Below are 18,663 nucleotides of genomic sequence, written 5' to 3'. Positions count from 1 at the left end.
GAAAACTGCGGCCGGACTGGATACGCCGAGTCGTCCGGCGACGGCAAGGTCACCTGCTTCCGGTGCGGCGAGGAAGACGAAGAACGGTGATCTGCCGACCCCTCGGCGGTCTAGCTCCGCTCACCGCGGTCACCGGCAGGGACAGCGGGATGCTCCCCCGCCGGGTTAGCTGTTGTAAATGATGGTTGAGAGGTCTGTTGATGGAGCAGGACATACTTCCGGCACGAAGTGCTGAATCCGCTGACGACGTGCAGTCGGCACGCCGGAATCCTGAGGCGTCGTGGTGGGTGAGCGTCTATCGACGCGGGCTGCCGGTGAGTGCACGCCGGGTGATCGCGGGACGGATATCCCCTCAAGTCCGCAGGCGGGCGAAGACGCGGCTGGCTGCTGTGCCTCCGCCCAATCCACTACGGCGCGAATGCGGGCGGCGTGGGAGCTGCACCGCTTTCCGGACGTGTTCACCGGGCCGGGCCGGGCACTGCACCTAGTGCGGGGGGGTACCGAAGGCGGTACTGGTCACGCCCGACCTCTCGCCACTGCAGGCGCGGGGGGACAATCTGGCCGCGGTCTGTTCCGCGCTGGACGGCGCAGATATCGACTACTTCTGTGTACGCGGCAGCCGGGACGGGGCGGCGGTGGTGGGGGTGGCGGCTGACGACCGCCCTCAGGTGCTCAGGGCGCTGGCGGAGCTGTGCGAGGGTCTGCCCGGCTACGTCTCATTGATGGATGATCAGCGTGGGGTGCCCCGCTCGAGCGAACTCGGTTGTCTGCCGGCCGCCTGGCGCGCAGTGGCCCGCGCTGAGGTGATCCGCATGACGTGGTACTCCGGCGATCCGCAGATGCGGCTGGTGCTGGGACCCGAGCACGGTTGCGACATCGAATTCTGGACCGCCGAGGACGACCGCCTGGTCGCGCCACGTCCGAACCGGATCACCGAACAGATCCTGCGGCACGACACACCCGTACAGGCTTCCGACGCGTCCTTCACCCGCCTTGCCTCGCCGGTCGCGGGCCGCGCACTGGCTCAGGTGCGCACCCGCCGGGAGTTCACTGCTCCCCTGCCGGACGACATACGTTTCCCTATCGATGCCGTCTACACCTGGGTCGACGGGCAGGACCCGGCCTGGCTCCGCCGCCGCGCCGAGGCCACCGGCGAGGCGTACCACGAAGAAGCGGCGAACGCTGCCCGCTACATCAGCCGGGACGAGCTGCGCTACTCCCTGCGCTCCCTGCACCAGAACGCGCCCTGGATCCGCACCATCTATCTCGTCACCGACGACCAGACGCCGCACTGGCTCGACACATCCATCCCGGGCCTGAAGATGGTCAGCCACAAGGACATCTTCACCGACCCCAGTGTGCTGCCCACCTTCAACTCCCACGCGATCGAGAGCCAGCTCCATCACATCGACGGCCTGGCCGAACACTTCCTGTACTTCAACGACGATGTGTTTCTCGGGCGTCCTACCATTCCCCAGGACTTCTTCCACGCCAACGGACTCACCAAATTCTTTCCTTCGCCGGCGCTCATCCCGCTCGGGCAACCTCATCCGGACGACGTGCCCGTATCGGTGGCCGGCAAGAACAACCGGGCCCTGCTCCAGCCTCACTTCGGCACCACGATCACCCAGAAGATGAAACACACACCCCACCCGCTGCGCCGCAGCATCCTCGCGGAGATCGAAGAGACCTTCCCCCAGCACCACCACACCACCGCCAGCAACCGCTTCCGCAGTCTCAACGACCTGTCCATCGCCTCCAACATGCACCACTACTACGCTTACCAAAGCGCCCGTGCCGTCCCCAGCACCCTTCGCTACGCCTACCTCGACCTCTCCCACCCCAACACCCCCACCCGCCTCGACCAACTCCTCACCCGCCGCAACCGCCACGCCTTCTGCATCAACGACACCATCTCCACCGAACACGACACCGACGGCCAGCAAGAACTGCTGCACCCCTTCCTGGAGAGCTACTTCCCCATCCCCAGCCCCCATGAGAAGACCTCCCCACGAGCAGCAGGAGCCTCATGAGGCAGCGCCGTATGACCACGCTCCCGCAGACTGCGGCGTCTTCGGGTCTGTCGGGCGACGACCGAGTATCTCGCCCAGGCCACCTGAACTCCGAGGACGGCAGGCAGCAGCGCCTCCCCTGCCTCGCAGAAATGAGTAGTTCTGAGAGACCGGAGGCCCTCACCGGGGCGTGTCCGGTTTGTCCATAATCTTCGTTCTCGTAACCTCTCGCAAAACAGCTTTCGCGCAATGCCTCTCGCGGTAGGTTCTGCGACATGCCCAAGCTCGCCGAACCGGCCGCCGCCGTCGAACAGTTCGACTGTCCCACCTGTGAAGTGCCCGCCGGAAGCACCTGCCGCACCCGCGGCGGCAAGGTCGCCCCGAAGTACCACACCCCGCGCTTCATGCTCGTCCCCCAGCTCCGCGCCGAGCTGGAGGTGAAGACCCCCGCCGACCGTGGCCCCGGCCACGCGTGGGAGATGGGCCCGGCCATCGACGCCGTGGCGCCGGAGGCTGCGACGAAGCCCACGAGAGTGGGGTATGCCCGTTGCAGCACCGCCCAGCAGGAGCTCCAGAGTCAGCTCGACGCCCTGGAAGAAGCCGGGTGCGACCCGGTCCTCTCCGAGGAGATCAGCACCCGGATCAAGGTGCGGCCCGAGTTCGTCAAGGCGATGGAGTTCGCCCGCCCCATCAAAACGGCCGTCCCGCACCAGCGGGTGATCTTCACGGTGCACGAGATGAAGCGGCTGGGACGCGGTGCCGCCGAGCTGCTGGCCATCGCCGAGGATCTGCGCCACCACGACATCCAGCTCGAACTCCTCACCGGCCCTCTCCAGGGGGTCTACGACCCGTCCGGGCACGGTGCCGCGCTGTTCGCGTTCTTCGCCGGCATGGCGGAGTCCGAGCGCGAGTACATCCGCGAGAAGTCCCTGGAAGGCCAGACGTCCGCCCGCGAGCGCGGACGCCACGGCGGGCGGCCCAAGGTCGTCGACGACAACATGGCCGACTACGCCCGTGCCCTGCGCGCCCAGGGCGTCCCCGTCCCGCAGATCGCCGGCAAGCTCGTCGTCCCCTCAGGCAAGAACAAGGGCGAACACCCCTCGGTCGCCACCGTCTACCGCCTCCTCGCCGAAGCCGACACGGCCGACGACACCGAAGAGTGAGCCCGCCGCCCCGGACGCACGAAAGCCGTCCCGGTGGCACGGGGGAGACCACCGGGACGGCTCCGCTCAGCGTAGAGCCCGACGGACCTACAGGCCCACGGACTTGAGCATGTTCAGCAGCACGTTGGTGTTGTCCATCGCGTTCTGGAGCGCCTCGCGGGCCGCCTCCAACTGTCCGGCCTGCGCGGCCAGCGTGTCCACGTCGCCGGTGGCGACGGCGTCCCGGCTGGCGGCGATCACGCCGAGCAGCAGGTGCAACCCGGTCGCGGCGTGCGCGGCGGCCAGCGGGATCGGCCCGACCTCGCGGTTCTGCGCCATCACCCGCAGTGGGGTGCCGACCCGCAGTACCAGCCAGCGGATGAATTCCAGCCGCCGCACCGGGTCGTCCAGCCCGGCGCCAGCTGCCTTGAGCTGTTCCTCCCACGCCGCGTGCCGAGCATCGTCGTCCAACTTCACCGCGTCGGCCATCGCCGCCTCGGCCTGGACCACGCCGAGCAGCGCGTTGACCATCCGCACCCGGTACGCGTCCGGACCGCCGAGCCGGGCGGCCTCCTCCGGGTGCGCCTCGGCAGTGTTCTCCCCGCCGTACAGCCCCAGCGCGGCCATCGCCGCAGCGACCTGCTCGACCGTGGCCGGCGTTTCGCCCCGCCCCATCTGCTCACTCATCCCCGCAGGCTATCCACGCCACTCACCCCGCGTCCGGCGAAAGCCGACAACCCTCCCCGCACTGGGTCCGGCACGTCTCCGGCGTACACCGGCTACCCCTCAAGCGACCAAGATCATCCCATTGCCCCTTTGGCGCGTATCTGGGTCAAACCCCCACTGGCTCCTGGGCGAGGCTGGCCCCCCGGGCCCTGGAAGTTCTCACTGCCTGGTCCCCGACGCCTTCCGAGCCGATGGCCTGGACGCCTCGGACTTCTGCGCCAGTTGGTCAACCTGTCATCCTGCCGCGTTGCGGAGAAGCGCGGCCGGAGCCGACCAACTTGCCCCGAAGGAGCCCGGCCCTGTCGGAGCGCACCTGCCCCCGCCCCGCCGAGGAGGCCGGTTGCATGACGGAACCGGCCTCCGACGTTTCTCCTCCCAGAGCCCTACGGGGCGCCGGTGATCAGGCGCACGGCTGGTGCGGAGACGACCTGGATGTGCGGGACTTCCGGGAGCCGGATGTTGACGAAGCCGCCCTCGATGGCGAAACGGACGTCGTCGGCGCGGGTGATGCGGCGACCGTCGGCACCGCTGAGCGTATAGCCGTCCACGAGTTCGATGGAGCCGGTACGCCAGTCGCGTGTCATGCGGCGACCTCCGGGAAGTCGAGGTCGGGCTGAGCCAGGTGGTTGAAGTAGTTCGACAGCGTGTTGAGCGCGACATGGGCGACGACTTCGGCCAGTTCGGCGTCGGTCACCCCGGCCTTGCGGGCGTCGGCCAGCCCCCCGTCGTCGACCCGGCCCTGGGTGCGCAGGATGTCGCGGGCCAGACGCAGTACCGCATCGGCGTGCGGGTCGGAGTCGTCGGACGCCTGACGGGTGCGGGCCAGTTCCTCGTCGGTCAGGCCGAGTTTGCTGCCCCGCAGGGTGTGGGCGCTGACGCAGTAGGTGCAGTGGTTCTCCTGCGCGACCAGCAGTGCCAGCTGCTCTCGGAGGCGGGTCGACAGGACGCCTCGGGTGAGGTGGTCGCGCATGGCCAGATAGCCGGCGAGGGCGGCCGGGCCGTTGGCGAGCGCCGCGTAGAGGTTGGGTACGCGGCCCAACTGGCGGCGGGTCTTCTCGAGCAGCTCCGAGGCGTCCTCGGCGAGCTGGGGGATTCGTGGCACGATGAGCTCCAGATGGTACTGATCGGTTCCGTCTTGCGGAACGGTACCGATCGGTTCCATTTTTGTCAAGGCCGGGATAAGGTGAGCTCATGGCCACCAGAGCGCGCGAACGCCTTCTCGACACCGCCGAGGAACTCTTCTATGCAGAGGGCATCCGGGCGGTCGGGGTAGAGCGCATCCTGGCCGAGTCCGGCGTGGGCCGGGCGTCCTTCTACCGCCATTTCGCCAGCAAGGACGACCTCGTCGTGGCCGTCCTGCAGCGGCGGGACCAGGCTTGGCGCGCCTGGCTGGCCGAACGGGTGGCAGCGCTGGGCGGCGAGCCGCTGGACGTGTTCCACGCTCTGGCCGAACGATTCTCCCGCGCCGACTTCCGCGGCTGCGCCTTCATCAACACCATGGCCGAGACCGCCGACACCGGCAGCCCTGCATACCGGGTCGCGGCCCAGCACAAGGAGAGCGTCACGGCCTATGTCGCCGGCCTGCTCGCGGACATCGGCCACGCCGAAGCCACAGAACTGGCACGGCAGTTCGTTCTGCTGATGGACGGGGCGATCGTCACCGCGCTGCGGGAACGTACGACCGCCCCCGCCCACGAAGCACGCGCCATGGCGGCAGCCATGCTCGGCACCGGGCGCCTCGGCACGGCGGCCCCCCAGGGAGCAACGGCCCCGCCGGCTGCCGCACGCCCAGGGGCGAAGTCTGCGGAATAGGCGAACACCCCCGAACTGAATGAGGAACGGCACATGGTCAGCATCAGCCACGAAACACCACAGGAAACCCGCGCGCGGCTGCGCCGAGTGCTTGCAAAAGCCCTCTTCACCGTGTTGCCCGGGCAGTGGGCGTACCACGAGCACCCCGCAGGGCCAATGCCGCAGCCGTCCGCCGACGCGCTCGCTCTGGTGCGCGACGAGGAGAGCTGGTCGGTCCTCGAGCCGGCGCAAGGCGACGAGGCGGAGGTCTTCGGCGTCTTCTCCTTCCACTTCCCGGCCGCAGCCGACAACAGCGGCTTTGTAGGCTGGCTGGCCGGCGAGCTCAAGGACCGCCTCGGCACCGGGGTGGCCGTGCTCTGCGGCTACAACTCCGCGCAGGGCGGCATTTACGACTACTGGCTCGTCCCCGCGCAACTTCTGGACGAGGCCGTGGCGCACGTGCGGAGTGTGGCGGCGAAGGGCGGTGAAGACGGCCGGTAGATGGCCGTCGGGTACGTGGTGTTGTCCGCCGCCGCGCACCCGGCCACCAGCGCCAACACGGGCCGCATCCGGATGACGCATCGGGCCGGGTGGGGCCGCGAAACCCCGCCGAGACGGGTGCGCGCTGACAAGGCGTACGCGTCCGCCGGGCAAGCCACCCTGCGCCGCCGAGGCAAGACCGACGCGATCGGCATCACACACAGCTACCTTTCATCTTTCACCTGTCGCGTCTCGGCGCGGGATGAACGCACGATGTCCAGCGCGCGCGGATGGTCCGCGCGGACCAGGGTCCGCGCGGCGTGTCGGATCACAAAGCTCATCTCGCGCGGACGCTGGCGCCCAGAGCCGCGCCACCGCTCAAGGGTGTCGAGCGCCAGGTCCGGGTCCTTCCTGGAGATGTCGTTGACGTGGTTGGCCACGGACCGGGTGACGTAGCGTGTGGGGTCCGCGAAGAGCCGGTCGAGGAGCGGGATCCCCACCTCGTAGGGCAGCGTCAGGTTCCGTGCCCACGGGAGCCGCGGTCGCGTGCCCTCGCTGCACAGCCGACGTACGTGATAGTGCTCGTCCTCCGTCCAGACCAGCAACGTTGCCAGCACTTGGTCGGGGAAAGCGTCGAGAAAGGGCCGGATCGCGAACTCGGCGGAGAATCGTGTGGTGATCTCGCGGAGCGTGGCGAGCGAGAACTCGGGGTCGGCGACAGTGCAGCCGCGCCGGGCGATGTACTCGGCGTAGGGCGCGTAGATGAAGTCACCGAAGTCGCCGTCGGAGAGGGCCGGGTCGGCTGCGGCGGGCAGCGAGCGCACCAGTACGCCCGCCGCCCGCCGGAAGTCGTGCGGCAGATTCCCCTCCAGGCAGGTGGCAATCCAGTCGATGCGCGCCTTCAGCTCGAGCTCCGGAAACCGCGCAACGACGGCCGCGACGAACTCGTCCCCCCGGAATGCCGGGTCGACGCGCTCGATCTCGCGGGCTATCAGCTCGACCTTCTCGCGTGTGAAGAACTGGTCCTTGAGGGGAATCCGCGCCGCCGTCATCCGTAGCTCTTCAGGACCTCGTAGACGCGGAGCGAGCCGTCGCCGTCCATGATCGAGAAGAACGCGGCACAGACATCGCTGTTCTGCTCCGCCTCGACGACCCGGTCGATCGACTCCAGGTCGCGGAAGAAAACGAGGTCGGCGTAGCCGCTGCCTTCGCCGTCCTTCACGAGGACCCGTCTGATGATCCCGTCCTGCTTGCTGACGAATTCCTCGTCGAACCGGTCGGAGGCGCTGATCAGGGCGTCCTCGGACACGCCGGGTCTGAGCTCGAACGGTGCCAGTGCGATGTGCATGTGTCTTTCTCCTTTCGCGGTGAGACCGACGATAGGAAGCAACCTGTCATCGACTGGCATATTTGTGGGATGGGAAGAGATCAGCCCCGGGAGAGCCGGGTCCTGCGCCTCGACAAGCTCAAGGCGCTGCTGGCGGAGCGCGACAGCACGACGGTTGCCGACCTCGCCGAGGAACTCGGGGTCAGCGCGCGCACACTCCACCGTGACCTCGCGCTGCTGCGGGAGATGGGGGTCCCCGTCGAGGGCGACCGGGGGACCGGCGGTGGACTGCGCCTGGAGCCCGGCTGGTCGCTCGGCCGCGTCCACCTCAATGAGTCCGAGGCGCTCGGCCTGCTCCTCAGCCTCACCATCGCCGAGAAGGTGGGATCTCCGCTGCTGCTGGACGACCTGCGCTCGATCACCCGCAAGGTCGCAGCGGCGTTCGCGCCGACGCAGGCACGCCGGATCCTCGCGCTGCGCCGGCGGATCCTGATCGGGCAGGCCGCATCCTTGCAGGTTGTCGCCTGCTACACCCCACCCCAGCCGGCGACGACGAAGGCGCTGCTCGACGCATTTGTGCGACGCCGCACCGCCCTGGTGCGCTACGAGGACCGGCACGGCGCGCTCACCACGCGCGAGATCGAGCTCCAGTTCCTGTACTACAGCCTGCCTGTCTGGTACGCCGTGGCGTGGGACCTGCTTCGGGACGACATCCGCTCCTTCCGCATCGACCGAATCCGGGACGTCCGGCTGCTGCCCACCGAATTCCGGCTGCGGCCGCCCGACCCGTTCCTGGCGGCTGGTGAGGCGACCGCGCGAACCATGTGAAACATCGTCAAGGCGGGACCGCTTCTACGCGGAGTTCTTCTTCCGGCCGGGTATGAGTTCGCTCAAGTGGCCGGCCATCAAGGAAAACTGTCGCCTCGGTTACCTGGAGCCTTGTCGCACTCGACGACGATCGATCCGGGTTACGCGCGTCTGGACCGGCTGGTCGAGTTGGTCGAGCAGGGGCCGGCCTCCTGCGTCGGCCCGCAGGGCACGCTGTTCGCGCTGGATTGGCAGCACACGTCGTACCGCTTCGCCCCGAACGAGGTCGGCGGTCCTGCGCAACCTGCGGTGAGGTGCCGACGCTGCCACGAGGGGCACGGGGCCCCGCAGTCCGGTTGCCCTCACTCCCAGTCCACCAGGTATCCCCGGTGCCGTACGCATCCTCCGTCGGCGACGAGTGTCGGCTCCCCCGAGTACCAGCCGGGGCGCGGTGACAGTTCGACGCCGCGGTCGTCCGTCGCCCGGATCCCCGGCAGGCCGGCTCCCGGCTCATCCTGTGCGGGGGCGGGGATGTCCTCCACTGTCAGCCCCTGCGCGGACCAGCTTTCGCGGAGGGTTTCGACCGCTGTCGCGTACGCGGCATGGCTCGCGAAGTCAGGCGCCCAGGTGACGGTCGGCTGGTCACGGGTGACGCCCTCCGAGTCCACTCCGAGGTCGTCCTTGCAGGAGGCGTCGGCCATCTCCTTCTGGTCGACCACTGATGCCGGGTCCATGCCCAGCCGCCGCACCGCGTCCTCGCCCGCCTCCTGGGTGTGCCGCAGATGCTCGCGGAACGCCGTTTCCGACAGGACCCGACTACCCGCCGGCGACGCGCACCCCTGGGCAAGTGCCGCAAGGAGGAGCACTGTCACCGTCCCGCCCACGTCCCGCCCACGGCCCGCGCCGTGACGCGGCGCCGACGCCGCGGCGCGAGATCGGGGGAGTGCGTGGCGGGAGAGGGAGTCGTCATGGACACATCCCAGCAGGCGGCTCCGTCCGGGCAGCACCGCTTCCGTACTCAGAAGACGGTGAGTACCCGGTCCCGCCCGAGGCGGTCGCCGTGAGTGGACCTTCCTGTATCAGCTCAGTTTCGTCGGGCGGAGCATCGTCGCGGAGACAGGCGAATCCGAGAACGGCTGTTGCGGCCCGATGCACTGCGAGACGGTCCACCACGTGTTGTTTCCCCCGTAATCGGTGTACGAGTGGAGCGCGTCAGGCGCCTCAATGGTGGAGGCGGTGGCCACCAGTCGTCCGGGTAGGTGTCCGGACCGCCGGCAGCAGGGGAGGGCGCAGAGCGCGTCTCACTGGAACAGCTCCGGCCATCACCTGCCAGCCGAGTTCGCCGATCGGGCAGAAAGCGACAATCAGACCGATGCGCTCCGGCGCGGCGCTAGCGTGGGCCGATGCGCACCCACTCGTCGCCCGCATCCCTGCTGCTGGCCATGCGGCCCCGGACTCAAGAACGCCTCTACGACTTCTACGACGAGCTACGGCGCGCCGATGACCTTTTCTGGGACCGTCGTCTGGATGCCTGGGTCGCGACCAGTCATGCGGTGGTCAGCAGCGCCGCTGGTGACCCGCGGCTGTCGTCGGTGCGTTATCCCGACATCGAGTCCGTGTCGGAGGAGTTGCGGCCACTGGCCCAAGTCCTGAGCCGGCAAATGCTCTACAGCGACGCTCCTGATCACTCCCGGCTGCGTGCCCTGCTCAGCAGGGCCTTTACCCCCAAGGCCGTGGCGGTGCTCCGCGATCACATCTGTGGGGCTGTCGAGCGGATCATCATGGAGATCGCGCCGACCGGGCGGATGGACATCGTGGCCGACCTCGCCCGCCCCTTGCCCCTCACCATCATCTGCGATCTCCTCGATGTGCCGGAAGAGGACCGACTTACGCTGTCGTCCTGGTCCGACCCCATCGCCGCGGCCATCGGCAGTTCCCGGCTCGACGCCGACGAACGGCGTGCCGCCTCGCAGAGCATGGCGCACATGCTCGCCTGTCTTCGAACACTCCTCACCCGTCACGATGCCCCCGCGCCCCACACGTTGCGTGCTCTGCTCACCAAGCAGGCCAAGGACACCGACCAGGACTTCGACGAGCTCCTCGCCAACTGCGCCCTGCTGCTCATCGCCGGACATGAGACCACCACCCACTTCATCGGCAATGCCGCACTGGCCCTGCTCCGCAACCCCGCCGCAGCCGACCAGTTGCGCCGGCGCCCCGACCTGATTCCCGCCGCGGTCGAAGAGCTTCTGCGGTACGACAGCCCAGTTCAGCTGATGCTGCGTCGGGCGCGCCACCGCTTGGAACTGGCGGGGCGCACCATTGATGCCGGACAGGTGCTGCTCCTGGTGTGCGGTGCCGCAAACCGGGATCCAGATGCTTTCCCCAATCCCGACGAGCTGGACTTTCACCGATCCGGCGGGAGACACGTCGCATTCGGGTACGGGCCGCACTTCTGCCTCGGAGCTGCGCTGGCCCGACTGCAAGGCGCTGTCGTCCTGGAAGCCGTCCTCACCCGGCTGCCCCACTTGCGCCTGGACGGCTCCTCGCCGCAGTGGCAGCGCAGCATCAATTTCCGCGGTCTCACAGGCCTGGACGTCACCTTCACGCCTGCCGTCACCGATCACAACAGCGGTGAGCCGGCGACTGCCAGTTCCTGACCGGTCGGAGCTCGACTCGTAAAACCGGTCCAGAGGCGGGCCCATGCTGCGGGTCCGCACCTGGTGTCATCAATTCGCCTGGCCGAGAGAGGCGGCCGCTCGTGCTCGCCGTCGACACCATTACCGGCAAGGCCATGTGGTCGGCCGATGTCCCGGCCGCTCCCAGCGCCACCGGGGCGGCTGCAGCGGCAGACGGGGGCTCATGTGCACGCCTCTCTTCCCCCTTCCGCCCCGGTCTACTCGCCGCCCAGCCAAAGGTCGGGGCCGAAGACTTCGTAGTGGATCGCCTGTGCCGGCAGGCCGCGGCGGAGCAGGTCGCCGCGTACCGCGCGCATGAAGGGCAGCGGGCCGCACAGGTACGCGGTCAGCCCCTCGGGGAGGTCCAGTGCGGTCACGTCGGCCTGGCCGGCCCGCGCCTGCGGCGCGCTGTCGCCCGGCTCCTCGTACCACAGGTGCAGCTGGGAGTCCGGGAGCGCCTGGACGAGCCGGCGCTGCTCCTCCCGGTGGGCGTGGTCGGCGGGGGTGCGGTCGGCGTGGACGACGATCACGGGTCGGGACGTGCCCTGGGCGGCCAGGTGGTCGAGCATGGACAGCATCGGCGTGGTGCCGATACCGGCGGACGCCAGCAGCAGCGGCCCGTCACCCTCCGGCAGGACGAGGTCGCCGAACGGCGCGGACACGGTGAGCACGTCGCCGGCACGGGCGTGCTCGTGGAGCCAGGAGGAGACCTCGCCCTCCGGTCCCGCGCCGTCGCGGACCCGCTTGACGGTGATGCGCCACTGCGGGCCGCCGGGGGCGCGGGAGAGGCTGTACTGGCGTATCTGGCGCGCGCCGTCGGGCAGTTGGACCTGGACGCTGACGTACTGGCCAGGGCGGAAGGAGCCCGCGGGGCTGCCGTCGGTGCGGCGCAGGACGAAGGAGACCGCGTCGGGCGTCTCCTCCCGTCGCTCGACGATCTCCATCTGTCGCCGCGTCTCGCCCTCGGCTGTGCCGGCCTCCAGGTAGAGCTGGGCCTCACACGCGATCAGCGCGTTGGCCATCAGCCAGTAGACCTCGTCCCAGGCGGCGGCTACTTCCTCGGTGACGGCATCGCCGAGGACGTCACCGATGGCGGAGAGCAGATGCTGGTGGACGAGCTTGTACTGGTCGGAAGTGATACCGAGGGAGGCGTGCTTGTGGGAAATCCGGGCGAGCATCGCGTCCGGCCGGGACTCGGGATGCTCGAGCAGCATGCCCGCGAAGGCCGCAATGGAGCCCGCCAGGGCCTTCTGCTGCTCTCCGTTGGCCTGGTTGCCCCGGTTGAACAGGTCCCGCAGCAGCTCGGGCCGGTCGTCGAAGAGTTTGGCGTAGAACAGCTCGGTGATCTCACCGATTGCGGCGCCGACGGCGGGCAAGGTAGCGCGGACGACCGGGGTGGACTGATCGGAGAGCACGGCAGCTCCTGAACTGGTAGATGATCTTCGTATTTAAAGGTGTGAGCGCCCGATCCGTGTCCGGCCACGGGCAACTACTCGGGACGGCGGCCGACGAGCCCCACGAGGACCGGCCCGGCCGGGGAGGTGACGAGATCGGCCACGGTCAGGGGATCGAGCGTGGCGTAGAAGGCTTCCTGTGCGTCGCGCAGTGCCCGGCGGAGCCGGCAGGCTCCGCGCAGTGGGCAGGGGGAATCGCCTTCGCAGGCGACGACCTCGTCCTCACCCTCCAGCTCTCTCACCAGCCAGCCGACCGAAGCCTGGCGGCCGAGGCGGGTCAGCCCCAGCCCCCCACCGCGGCCGCGGCGGGCCTCCAGTACGCCGAGGTGCTGGAGTCGGGTCACCGCCTTCGCCATGTGGGTGGCGGGCACGCCCATGGCGTCCGCCACCTCACGGGTGGTCAGAGAACCGTCCTGATCGGAAACCGCCAGACGCATCACGGCACGCAGCGCCAGGTCGGTGAACTTCGTCAACCGCACGCCAGGACACTAACAAATACGTATGTCAGTTTCCTATTTTAAGGTCTCGCGAGCAGTGTGGATTACGTCACGGGTGCCATGCCCACACGCCGAGGCGGACGTTGACAGCTCAGGGCCCAAGTTGCCGCGCTCAAAGAACGCCTCGCCGAGCGTGGACGTGACCGTAGCCGGGCTCACCTCGTTCAAGGAACTCGCCGTCTCCCGCCTGGCGGCGCAGCACGAGATCCAGCGTCTGCCGGAACAGGCCGGGCCGTCGGCAACGTCCGCCCCCTTCCATCCGCCCGCGCTGGAACAGCCCGTACAGCTGGAACAACCCATACGGATTGGGCAGTTGAGCGAACGGACTCGGAAACAGCACCCATGGCCCCTCAGCGCTCCGCGCAGCGGTCCAACGTCAACCCTTCGGCGAACGATTGTCTGCCGACGCTCCGACCCGTGATCGAGAACCCGCAGGTGGAAAGGTGTCGACAACCCGCGTCGGGAATCAACGTCGGTGAAGGGTCCGCACGGTGGCTTCCGGCACATGCTCATCGGCTACGTCCCGATCTCGGCCGCCGACCAGACACTGATCACCAGATCGACGCCCTGCTGCGGGCAGGCGTCGACCGCGACAGCATCCGCGTTGAGGTGAGGCGGACGGACACCACGAGTCGGCCGTGCGCGGCCAGCTGCTCCAGCCCGGCGCGGCGGGTCACGCCGCCGACCGGGTCGAGAATCACGTTGAAGCGTTCGCGTCCAGCTTGGCGCTTCGCGCAGCAGGACCTGGTCGTAGCCGCGAGGCAACTGGCAGCCCGCCCGGCCCGCCCGGACTTGCACAGTCGCCGCCCAGCCCGGCCTGGGCTGACACGTCCGGCCGTCACCCCGTGCGGAGAGCCTCGCGGGGCCTGGCATTCCTCGCAGGTCGCCGTGACGATGCGCATGATTCTCAAGGGGCGACGTGGCGGTTGCGCATCGATACTGGAGAACGGGAACGGGGCGTGCGGGGCAGATACGGAATGTGGTGATGCGGGCACCCGTGGATGATGTGGCCGGTGGTGCCGCCTGGGACGCGGGCGGCTGGCTGGGGGAGCTACGGATCGCGGTCGTGGCGACAAGCGCTGACGGGACGATCGTGCGCTGGGACCACGGGGCGGAGGCCCTGCTCGGTTATCCCTCGCGGGAAGTCGTGGGCCGGCCCATCGCCGACCTGCTGCATCCCGGCGCCGACCGCAGCCTCGGCCGGTCCTTGTGGGACAGCGCGACCACCGACCGCGGGGTCATGGCCACCGTGACCTGGCACCGCGACGGACATCCACTCGAGCTGGAAGATCTGGGCGGCTCCCGTCCCGGCGCGTCACCGCGGCGGCACCACCGTACTGATCTTCGCCACGGACGCCCATACCGCTCGTGGCATCCGCGGTTCCTCTGCGGTATGGGACGGGCTGTTCGTCCGCTCGCCGGTCGGCATCGCCGTGCTCGACACTCGGTTGCGATTCCTGCGCGTGAACCAAGCCCTGCAGGCCATGAACGGCCTGCCCGAGAGCGCCCACATCGGACGCCGGGTAGTGGAGCTACTGCCCACGGTGAACGCGGCGGACATGGAATCCGCCATGCGGCAGGTCCTGGAAACCGGGCAACCGGTCCTCGACTGCCGCCGCACCGGCCGCACTCCCGCGGACCCCGACCATGATCGGGTCTGGTCCTGCTCCTATGTCAGGCTGGAAGACCCCGACGGACGCCCCATCGGGCTGACCGCCTCCCTGATCGACATCACCACCCAACAGCAGGCACAGCTCGAAGCCGAAACGGGCCGGCGCCGCCTGGCCCTGATCAACGAAGCCAGCGTCAAGATCGGCACCAGTCTCGACCTGGAGCGCACCGCGCAAGAGCTCGCGGACGTCGCCGTGCCCGACCTGGCCGACGCCGTGACCGTGGACGTGGTCGACTCACTCGCCACGGGTGATGACCTCGGCCCGGGCCTGCTCGGCGGCTCCGCCCTGCGCCGCCTCGGAAAGGCTCCCCTGGCGGGCTCGCGTATCGCGGACCTCCTCGCCCCGCTCGGACGAACCCTCACATTCCCCGCCGGAGCGCCCTACACTCAGGTCCTCGCTGACCGTGAACCGTACGTCATCGCACGGCTCGACGAGAAGGCCATCGCCCCTGCCGCCCGCCACTCGACGGCGCCGGCACGACTGCTCGAGCAGGGAGTCCACTCGTTCATGATGGTGCCGCTGCTCGCCCGCGGCGTCGTGCTCGGCCTCGCCACCCTGTACCGCAGCCGGCCCGTCGGCCCGTTCACCGACGCGGACGTGACCCTCGCCGTTGAACTCGCGGCCCGCGCCGCCGTCTGCGTGGACAACGCCCGCCTCTACCACCGCGAACACGACACCGCCCTCATCCTCCAGCGCAGCATGTTGCCCCAGTACATCCCCTCGCCCGTGATGATCGAGGTCGCCCACCGCTACCTGCCCGCCGGCGACGTCAACGAAGTCGGCGGCGACTGGTACGACGTGATCCGCCTCGATGACGGCAAGACCGCGCTCGCCATCGGCGACGTCATGGGACACGGCACCGCGGCCGCAGCCGTCATGGGGAGGCTGTCCGCCAGCGTCCGCGCCCTGGCGCGCCTCGACCTCCGACCCGAGAACCTCCTGCGCCAGCTGGAAGCCGTACTGGAAGACCTCGCCGAGCCGATGCTCGCCACCTTCCTCTACACGGTCATCGACCCGGTGACCGGCCTGTGCCGCATCGCCTGCGCCGGCCACCCCCCGCCCGCCGCCGTCTCACCCGACGGCACCGCCCGCCTCCTGAACGTGCCACCCGGCGTCCCGCTCGGCGTCGGCGGCACCCCTTACATCACCACCGAAGTCACCCTCCAGCCCGGCAGCACCCTCCTGCTGTACACCGACGGACTCGTCGAAGCCCGCGGCAGCGACATCGACGAACGCCTCGCTGAACTCACCCACCTCCTCACACAACCCGCGCCGTCCCTGGACGATTTGTGCGACCGCCTGCTCACCCACCTGACACCTGCCTCCGCCGACGACGACATCGCACTCCTCGCCGCCCGCCTGAACTCCAGCGCCAGCTGAACCCCCGCCGACCGCGAGGACGGCATGGTGCTCGTCACGGATGACGTCACGCAATTCGGCCGGGCGACTGCGCAGCGGTCGATGAGGCGCCGTGGCCTGCGGCACACAGCCGACGCCGAATCGGCTGCTCCACGGCCAGGGCGTGGCCACGTGGACTCGGTGCGGATGCTGCTGGCGAGGGCCGCCGTACAGGAGCTTCGGTGAAATGCGGTCGACCGGACAGTCCAGCGAACAGCAGTTGATACACAGCACCGCCCTGCGGGTTCCGACCGAACAAGCTTGAGTTTGCTGAGCCCACGGCTCTCAGGACGCACTCAAGAAGGTAGGGCCGCATGCCGCGGCCGCCGAGCGACCTGGCCCACCAGCTCGACGCGGCGGTCCCGCAGCATCGCGGTCTTGCCCAGCCGAGGGGTGACGAACGCCCCGGCGTGTTCGACGACGTTCTCGGAGGTGAGCTGCGTGGGAATGATCTCGACGGCTTTTGCGACTGCCTCTGGCTTGCGGCTCAGCACCGTGGGGGGACGTCGCCGAGTCGGAAGGCGAGTTCCTGCGGTCCTGGTCCGCCGTCCACGGCCAGACGCACCACGGCTCCCACACGCACGGTGCCTGGTGACACGCCGATGACCCTGGAGCGCAGCCAGAACCCCTCCCTCATGTCGATGATGGCGAGCACTTGGGGAGTACCGGTGTTCCGGCCGACGACGGCGAGGTGGCGAACGACGCCGGTGCCGGCGCTGCGCTCCCATGCCAGATCGGTGGAAGCGCAGACCGGGCACAGCAGGCGGCGAAAGGCCGCGGTACGGCACCAACGGCAGCGCTGGAAGTACAGCTCGCCACCCCGCACCCCGTCCGGGGGCACCCGACCCGGATCATCCCAGTCCCCGGGCAGCGCAGGTACGGCGCTCGAAACGCCACTCCCTCGGAGGGGATCGCCGATCGTGGTCTCGATCGCTGGATAGAACACCGTGTCATCTCCCTGCACCCGCAGCCGGAGGTATCCGAAGCGTCCGCGACGGGAGGTGAATGGCACACCTGGGTCACGGCTTTGGCGCGTAGGCCGCCACACGACCGCGCGCCGGCGAAAGACTATGGCACTGAGTGCCACCTGTAAAGGAACTAAGTTCCCTCTCGGGTGGTGGAGGATCGAAGAGGTCAGCTCTCCTCGAGGGTGGCCTCGATCCCACGGACAACGCGCCACATCGGCGTGCTGCGCTTGGCGATCAGGACCACGACATCCTCTGCCTCTCGCCCGCCGGCACCTTGAGCCTCCCCTTCCGGACCCCAGGCACTCTGTACGTATTCGAGGACGAGGTCCATGCGGGCCGCGACGTCCCCCTGTCCGCCGGAGCGAAGCCATGAACGAAGGGCGTGGTTGTGGGCCGCGACGACGGAGGCCGCGAGCACGTCGGCCCGAAGGATCCCGTCGGACCAGCCGGCGAAGCGCCGACGCAGGTAGTCGGCGAGGGTGCGTTCGTATCGCCACACGACGGACAGCTCATGGCTGCGGAGCCCCGGCACGCTCTTGGTGAGGCGATATCTCTGCACGGAGAAGGAAGGGTTGTCGGCGTACATCCGCATGACGAGGCGAGCGGCGTCGCAGACCCGTGCCACGGGTTCCTCCTCGCCGCCCCCCTGCTGCAGGAAGGCCGTCATCTCGGCCAGGCATCGTTCGTGATCGGGGAAGACCACGTCCTCCTTGGACGGGAAGTAGCGGAAGAAGGATCTCCGTCCGACCCCGGCGAGCCCGACGATGTCGTCGATCGTGGTCTGCTCGAATCCGCGCTCCAGGAACAGCTCGAACGCCGCCGCGATCAGGGCATCGCGCATCGAGGGCTTCACGGAGTTGCCGCCGCTCCCCGAACCGTGTCCACGTACCTCACTCATGCCCGGAACATAGCACCGGACGGAACCGCCCTCGGGTGGCCTGCGGGGGGTCCAGGCAACCGGGGCCGGGACTGGATTCATGGCACTGAGTGTGCATACTAGAGGGTACTGAGTGTCATCTTTGTTGCCGTCGTCGGCCTGTGGGCGGCCGGGACAGACTGGGGTACCCCTGCCATGCGCCATGACTTCGATCTCTTCCGCCTCTCCGAAGAGCACGACATGCTCCGCGAAACGGTCCGCTCCCTCGCCGAGGCGAAGATCATGCCCTTCGCCGCCGCGGTGGACGAGGAGGCGCGCTTCCCGCAGGAGGCGCTCGACGCGCTCGTCGCCTCCGAGCTGCACGCCGTACACGTCCCGGAGACCTACGGCGGCGCGGGCGCGGACGCGCTGGCGACCGTGATCGTGATCGAGGAGGTGGCCCGCGTCTGCGCGTCCTCGTCCCTGATCCCGGCCGTGAACAAGCTCGGCTCGCTCCCGGTGATCCTCTCCGGCTCCGAGGAGCTGAAGAAGAAGTACCTCGGCCCGCTCGCCAAGGGCGACGCGATGTTCTCGTACTGCCTCTCCGAGCCGGAGGCGGGCTCGGACGCGGCCGGCATGAAGACCAGGGCGGTGCGGGACGGCGACTCCTACGTGCTCAACGGCGTGAAGCGCTGGATCACCAACGCCGGCGTCTCCGACTACTACACGGTCATGGCCGTCACCGACCCGGAGAAGCGCTCGAAGGGCATCAGCGCCTTCGTGGTGGAGAAGTCCGACGAGGGTGTCTCCTTCGGCGCGCCGGAGAAGAAACTCGGCATCAAGGGCTCGCCGAC

20 protein-coding genes and 2 pseudogenes are annotated in these 18,663 nt (G+C 68.9%); 10 read left to right on the top strand and 12 right to left on the bottom strand.

Annotated elements, in window-relative coordinates; translation table 11 throughout:
* Positions 1-812: 812 nt before the first annotated feature.
* Both ACH5AF_RS04035 and ACH5AF_RS04030 read left to right on the top strand, forming a co-directional pair.
* Positions 813-2,033, top strand: coding sequence for a stealth family protein (locus ACH5AF_RS04035; RefSeq protein WP_398899820.1), 1,221 nt, complete (start codon positions 813-815; stop codon positions 2,031-2,033).
* 254 nt (positions 2,034-2,287) lie between these two features.
* The gene (locus tag ACH5AF_RS04030) at positions 2,288-3,175 is read left to right on the top strand and encodes a recombinase family protein (RefSeq protein ID WP_398899819.1); all 888 of its coding nucleotides are present in this window, start codon (positions 2,288-2,290) and stop codon (positions 3,173-3,175) included.
* A gap of 87 nt (positions 3,176-3,262) precedes the next feature.
* On the opposite strand, the gene ACH5AF_RS04025 is transcribed toward ACH5AF_RS04030, so the two are convergent.
* The 3 genes from ACH5AF_RS04025 to ACH5AF_RS04015 all read right to left on the bottom strand — a co-directional run bounded on the left by ACH5AF_RS04025 (position 3,263) and on the right by ACH5AF_RS04015 (position 4,982).
* A complete protein-coding gene (locus tag ACH5AF_RS04025; protein ID WP_398899818.1) occupies positions 3,263-3,841 on the bottom strand; it encodes a DUF6245 family protein in 579 nt (192 codons plus the stop codon).
* A gap of 422 nt (positions 3,842-4,263) precedes the next feature.
* On the bottom strand, positions 4,264-4,464 hold the full coding sequence (locus ACH5AF_RS04020; RefSeq protein WP_398899817.1) for a hypothetical protein: 201 nt from the start codon (positions 4,462-4,464) through the stop codon (positions 4,264-4,266).
* Positions 4,461-4,982, bottom strand: a complete 522-nt coding sequence (locus ACH5AF_RS04015) for a carboxymuconolactone decarboxylase family protein (RefSeq protein ID WP_398899816.1) — start codon at positions 4,980-4,982, stop codon at positions 4,461-4,463. Before ACH5AF_RS04015 ends, ACH5AF_RS04020 begins: the two co-directional genes overlap by 4 nt.
* Positions 4,983-5,071: 89 nt before the next feature.
* Here ACH5AF_RS04015 and ACH5AF_RS04010 point away from each other — a divergent pair, with 89 nt between their 5' ends.
* Positions 5,072-5,692, top strand: coding sequence for a TetR/AcrR family transcriptional regulator (locus ACH5AF_RS04010; RefSeq protein WP_398899815.1), 621 nt, complete (start codon positions 5,072-5,074; stop codon positions 5,690-5,692).
* Between the two features lie 33 nt (positions 5,693-5,725).
* Positions 5,726-6,172: a DUF6196 family protein gene (locus tag ACH5AF_RS04005; protein WP_398899814.1), complete on the top strand. Its 447-nt coding sequence runs from the start codon at positions 5,726-5,728 to the stop codon at positions 6,170-6,172.
* 203 nt (positions 6,173-6,375) lie between these two features.
* On the opposite strand, the gene ACH5AF_RS04000 is transcribed toward ACH5AF_RS04005, so the two are convergent.
* Both ACH5AF_RS04000 and ACH5AF_RS03995 read right to left on the bottom strand, forming a co-directional pair.
* Positions 6,376-7,203, bottom strand: a complete 828-nt coding sequence (locus ACH5AF_RS04000) for a hypothetical protein (protein ID WP_398899813.1) — start codon at positions 7,201-7,203, stop codon at positions 6,376-6,378.
* Entirely contained in the window at positions 7,200-7,499 is a 300-nt protein-coding gene (locus ACH5AF_RS03995) for a hypothetical protein (RefSeq protein WP_398899812.1), read from the bottom strand. Before ACH5AF_RS03995 ends, ACH5AF_RS04000 begins: the two co-directional genes overlap by 4 nt.
* Before the next feature lie 69 nt (positions 7,500-7,568).
* Between ACH5AF_RS03995 and ACH5AF_RS03990 the strand changes: the two genes are divergently transcribed.
* Together ACH5AF_RS03990 and ACH5AF_RS03985 are read left to right on the top strand one after the other, a co-directional pair.
* Positions 7,569-8,306 (top strand): helix-turn-helix transcriptional regulator, encoded by a 738-nt coding sequence (locus ACH5AF_RS03990; RefSeq protein ID WP_398899811.1) that lies wholly within the window; start codon positions 7,569-7,571, stop codon positions 8,304-8,306.
* Between the two features lie 66 nt (positions 8,307-8,372).
* Positions 8,373-8,537 (top strand): annotated as a pseudogene (locus ACH5AF_RS03985) (hypothetical protein); the annotation flags it as partial.
* Positions 8,538-8,647: 110 nt separating this feature from the next.
* Here ACH5AF_RS03985 and ACH5AF_RS03980 read toward each other — a convergent pair.
* A complete protein-coding gene (locus tag ACH5AF_RS03980) occupies positions 8,648-9,157 on the bottom strand; it encodes a hypothetical protein (RefSeq protein ID WP_398900467.1) in 510 nt (169 codons plus the stop codon).
* A 531-nt stretch (positions 9,158-9,688) separates the two neighbouring features.
* Here ACH5AF_RS03980 and ACH5AF_RS03975 point away from each other — a divergent pair.
* On the top strand, positions 9,689-10,945 hold the full coding sequence (locus ACH5AF_RS03975; protein WP_398899810.1) for a cytochrome P450: 1,257 nt from the start codon (positions 9,689-9,691) through the stop codon (positions 10,943-10,945).
* Between the two features lie 236 nt (positions 10,946-11,181).
* Here ACH5AF_RS03975 and ACH5AF_RS03970 read toward each other — a convergent pair whose 3' ends face one another.
* The 3 genes from ACH5AF_RS03970 to ACH5AF_RS03960 form a co-directional block, all read right to left on the bottom strand.
* A complete protein-coding gene (locus ACH5AF_RS03970) occupies positions 11,182-12,378 on the bottom strand; it encodes a globin domain-containing protein (protein WP_398899809.1) in 1,197 nt (398 codons plus the stop codon).
* 74 nt (positions 12,379-12,452) lie between these two features.
* Entirely contained in the window at positions 12,453-12,896 is a 444-nt protein-coding gene (locus ACH5AF_RS03965) for an RrF2 family transcriptional regulator (protein ID WP_398899808.1), read from the bottom strand.
* A gap of 569 nt (positions 12,897-13,465) precedes the next feature.
* Positions 13,466-13,615, bottom strand: coding sequence for a hypothetical protein (locus tag ACH5AF_RS03960; RefSeq protein WP_398899807.1), 150 nt, complete (start codon positions 13,613-13,615; stop codon positions 13,466-13,468).
* A 284-nt stretch (positions 13,616-13,899) separates the two neighbouring features.
* On the opposite strand from ACH5AF_RS03960, the pseudogene ACH5AF_RS03955 reads away from it, so the two are divergent.
* Positions 13,900-14,142 (top strand): annotated as a pseudogene (locus tag ACH5AF_RS03955) (PAS domain-containing protein); the annotation flags it as partial.
* 235 nt (positions 14,143-14,377) lie between these two features.
* Entirely contained in the window at positions 14,378-15,967 is a 1,590-nt protein-coding gene (locus tag ACH5AF_RS03950) for a SpoIIE family protein phosphatase (RefSeq protein WP_398899806.1), read from the top strand.
* A 314-nt stretch (positions 15,968-16,281) separates the two neighbouring features.
* On the opposite strand, the gene ACH5AF_RS03945 is transcribed toward ACH5AF_RS03950, so the two are convergent.
* The 3 genes from ACH5AF_RS03945 to ACH5AF_RS03935 form a co-directional block, all read right to left on the bottom strand.
* Positions 16,282-16,479, bottom strand: a complete 198-nt coding sequence (locus ACH5AF_RS03945) for a hypothetical protein (protein WP_398899805.1) — start codon at positions 16,477-16,479, stop codon at positions 16,282-16,284.
* On the bottom strand, positions 16,473-16,931 hold the full coding sequence (locus ACH5AF_RS03940; protein ID WP_398899804.1) for a Zn-ribbon domain-containing OB-fold protein: 459 nt from the start codon (positions 16,929-16,931) through the stop codon (positions 16,473-16,475). Before ACH5AF_RS03940 ends, ACH5AF_RS03945 begins: the two co-directional genes overlap by 7 nt.
* Before the next feature lie 188 nt (positions 16,932-17,119).
* Complete coding sequence (locus tag ACH5AF_RS03935) at positions 17,120-17,851, bottom strand: TetR family transcriptional regulator (protein WP_398899803.1); 732 nt, start codon at positions 17,849-17,851, stop codon at positions 17,120-17,122.
* Positions 17,852-18,025: 174 nt separating this feature from the next.
* Between ACH5AF_RS03935 and ACH5AF_RS03930 the strand changes: the two genes are divergently transcribed.
* Positions 18,026-18,663: acyl-CoA dehydrogenase family protein (locus ACH5AF_RS03930; protein ID WP_398899802.1), on the top strand; the 638-nt coding region annotated here is incomplete at its 3' end.

This window comes from Streptomyces sp. NPDC018833 (assembly GCF_044390825.1).
GTDB lineage: Bacteria > Actinomycetota > Actinomycetes > Streptomycetales > Streptomycetaceae > Streptomyces.
The sequence above is the reverse complement of the archived record's forward strand: the minus strand, read 5'-3'. Positions and strand labels throughout refer to the sequence as shown.

What these genes read in the sequence shown, in the direction of transcription:
- ACH5AF_RS04035 (WP_398899820.1), top strand. Translation starts at nt 813, where the DNA reads ATGACGTGGTACTCCGGCGATCCGCAGATGCGGCTGGTGCTGGGACCC.
- ACH5AF_RS04030 (WP_398899819.1), top strand. Translation starts at nt 2,288, where the DNA reads ATGCCCAAGCTCGCCGAACCGGCCGCCGCCGTCGAACAGTTCGACTGT.
- ACH5AF_RS04025 (WP_398899818.1), bottom strand. Translation starts at nt 3,841, where the DNA reads ATGAGTGAGCAGATGGGGCGGGGCGAAACGCCGGCCACGGTCGAGCAG.
- ACH5AF_RS04020 (WP_398899817.1), bottom strand. Translation starts at nt 4,464, where the DNA reads ATGACACGCGACTGGCGTACCGGCTCCATCGAACTCGTGGACGGCTAT.
- ACH5AF_RS04010 (WP_398899815.1), top strand. Translation starts at nt 5,072, where the DNA reads ATGGCCACCAGAGCGCGCGAACGCCTTCTCGACACCGCCGAGGAACTC.
- ACH5AF_RS04005 (WP_398899814.1), top strand. Translation starts at nt 5,726, where the DNA reads ATGGTCAGCATCAGCCACGAAACACCACAGGAAACCCGCGCGCGGCTG.
- ACH5AF_RS04000 (WP_398899813.1), bottom strand. Translation starts at nt 7,203, where the DNA reads ATGACGGCGGCGCGGATTCCCCTCAAGGACCAGTTCTTCACACGCGAG.
- ACH5AF_RS03995 (WP_398899812.1), bottom strand. Translation starts at nt 7,499, where the DNA reads ATGCACATCGCACTGGCACCGTTCGAGCTCAGACCCGGCGTGTCCGAG.
- ACH5AF_RS03990 (WP_398899811.1), top strand. Translation starts at nt 7,569, where the DNA reads ATGGGAAGAGATCAGCCCCGGGAGAGCCGGGTCCTGCGCCTCGACAAG.
- ACH5AF_RS03975 (WP_398899810.1), top strand. Translation starts at nt 9,689, where the DNA reads ATGCGCACCCACTCGTCGCCCGCATCCCTGCTGCTGGCCATGCGGCCC.
- ACH5AF_RS03935 (WP_398899803.1), bottom strand. Translation starts at nt 17,851, where the DNA reads ATGAGTGAGGTACGTGGACACGGTTCGGGGAGCGGCGGCAACTCCGTG.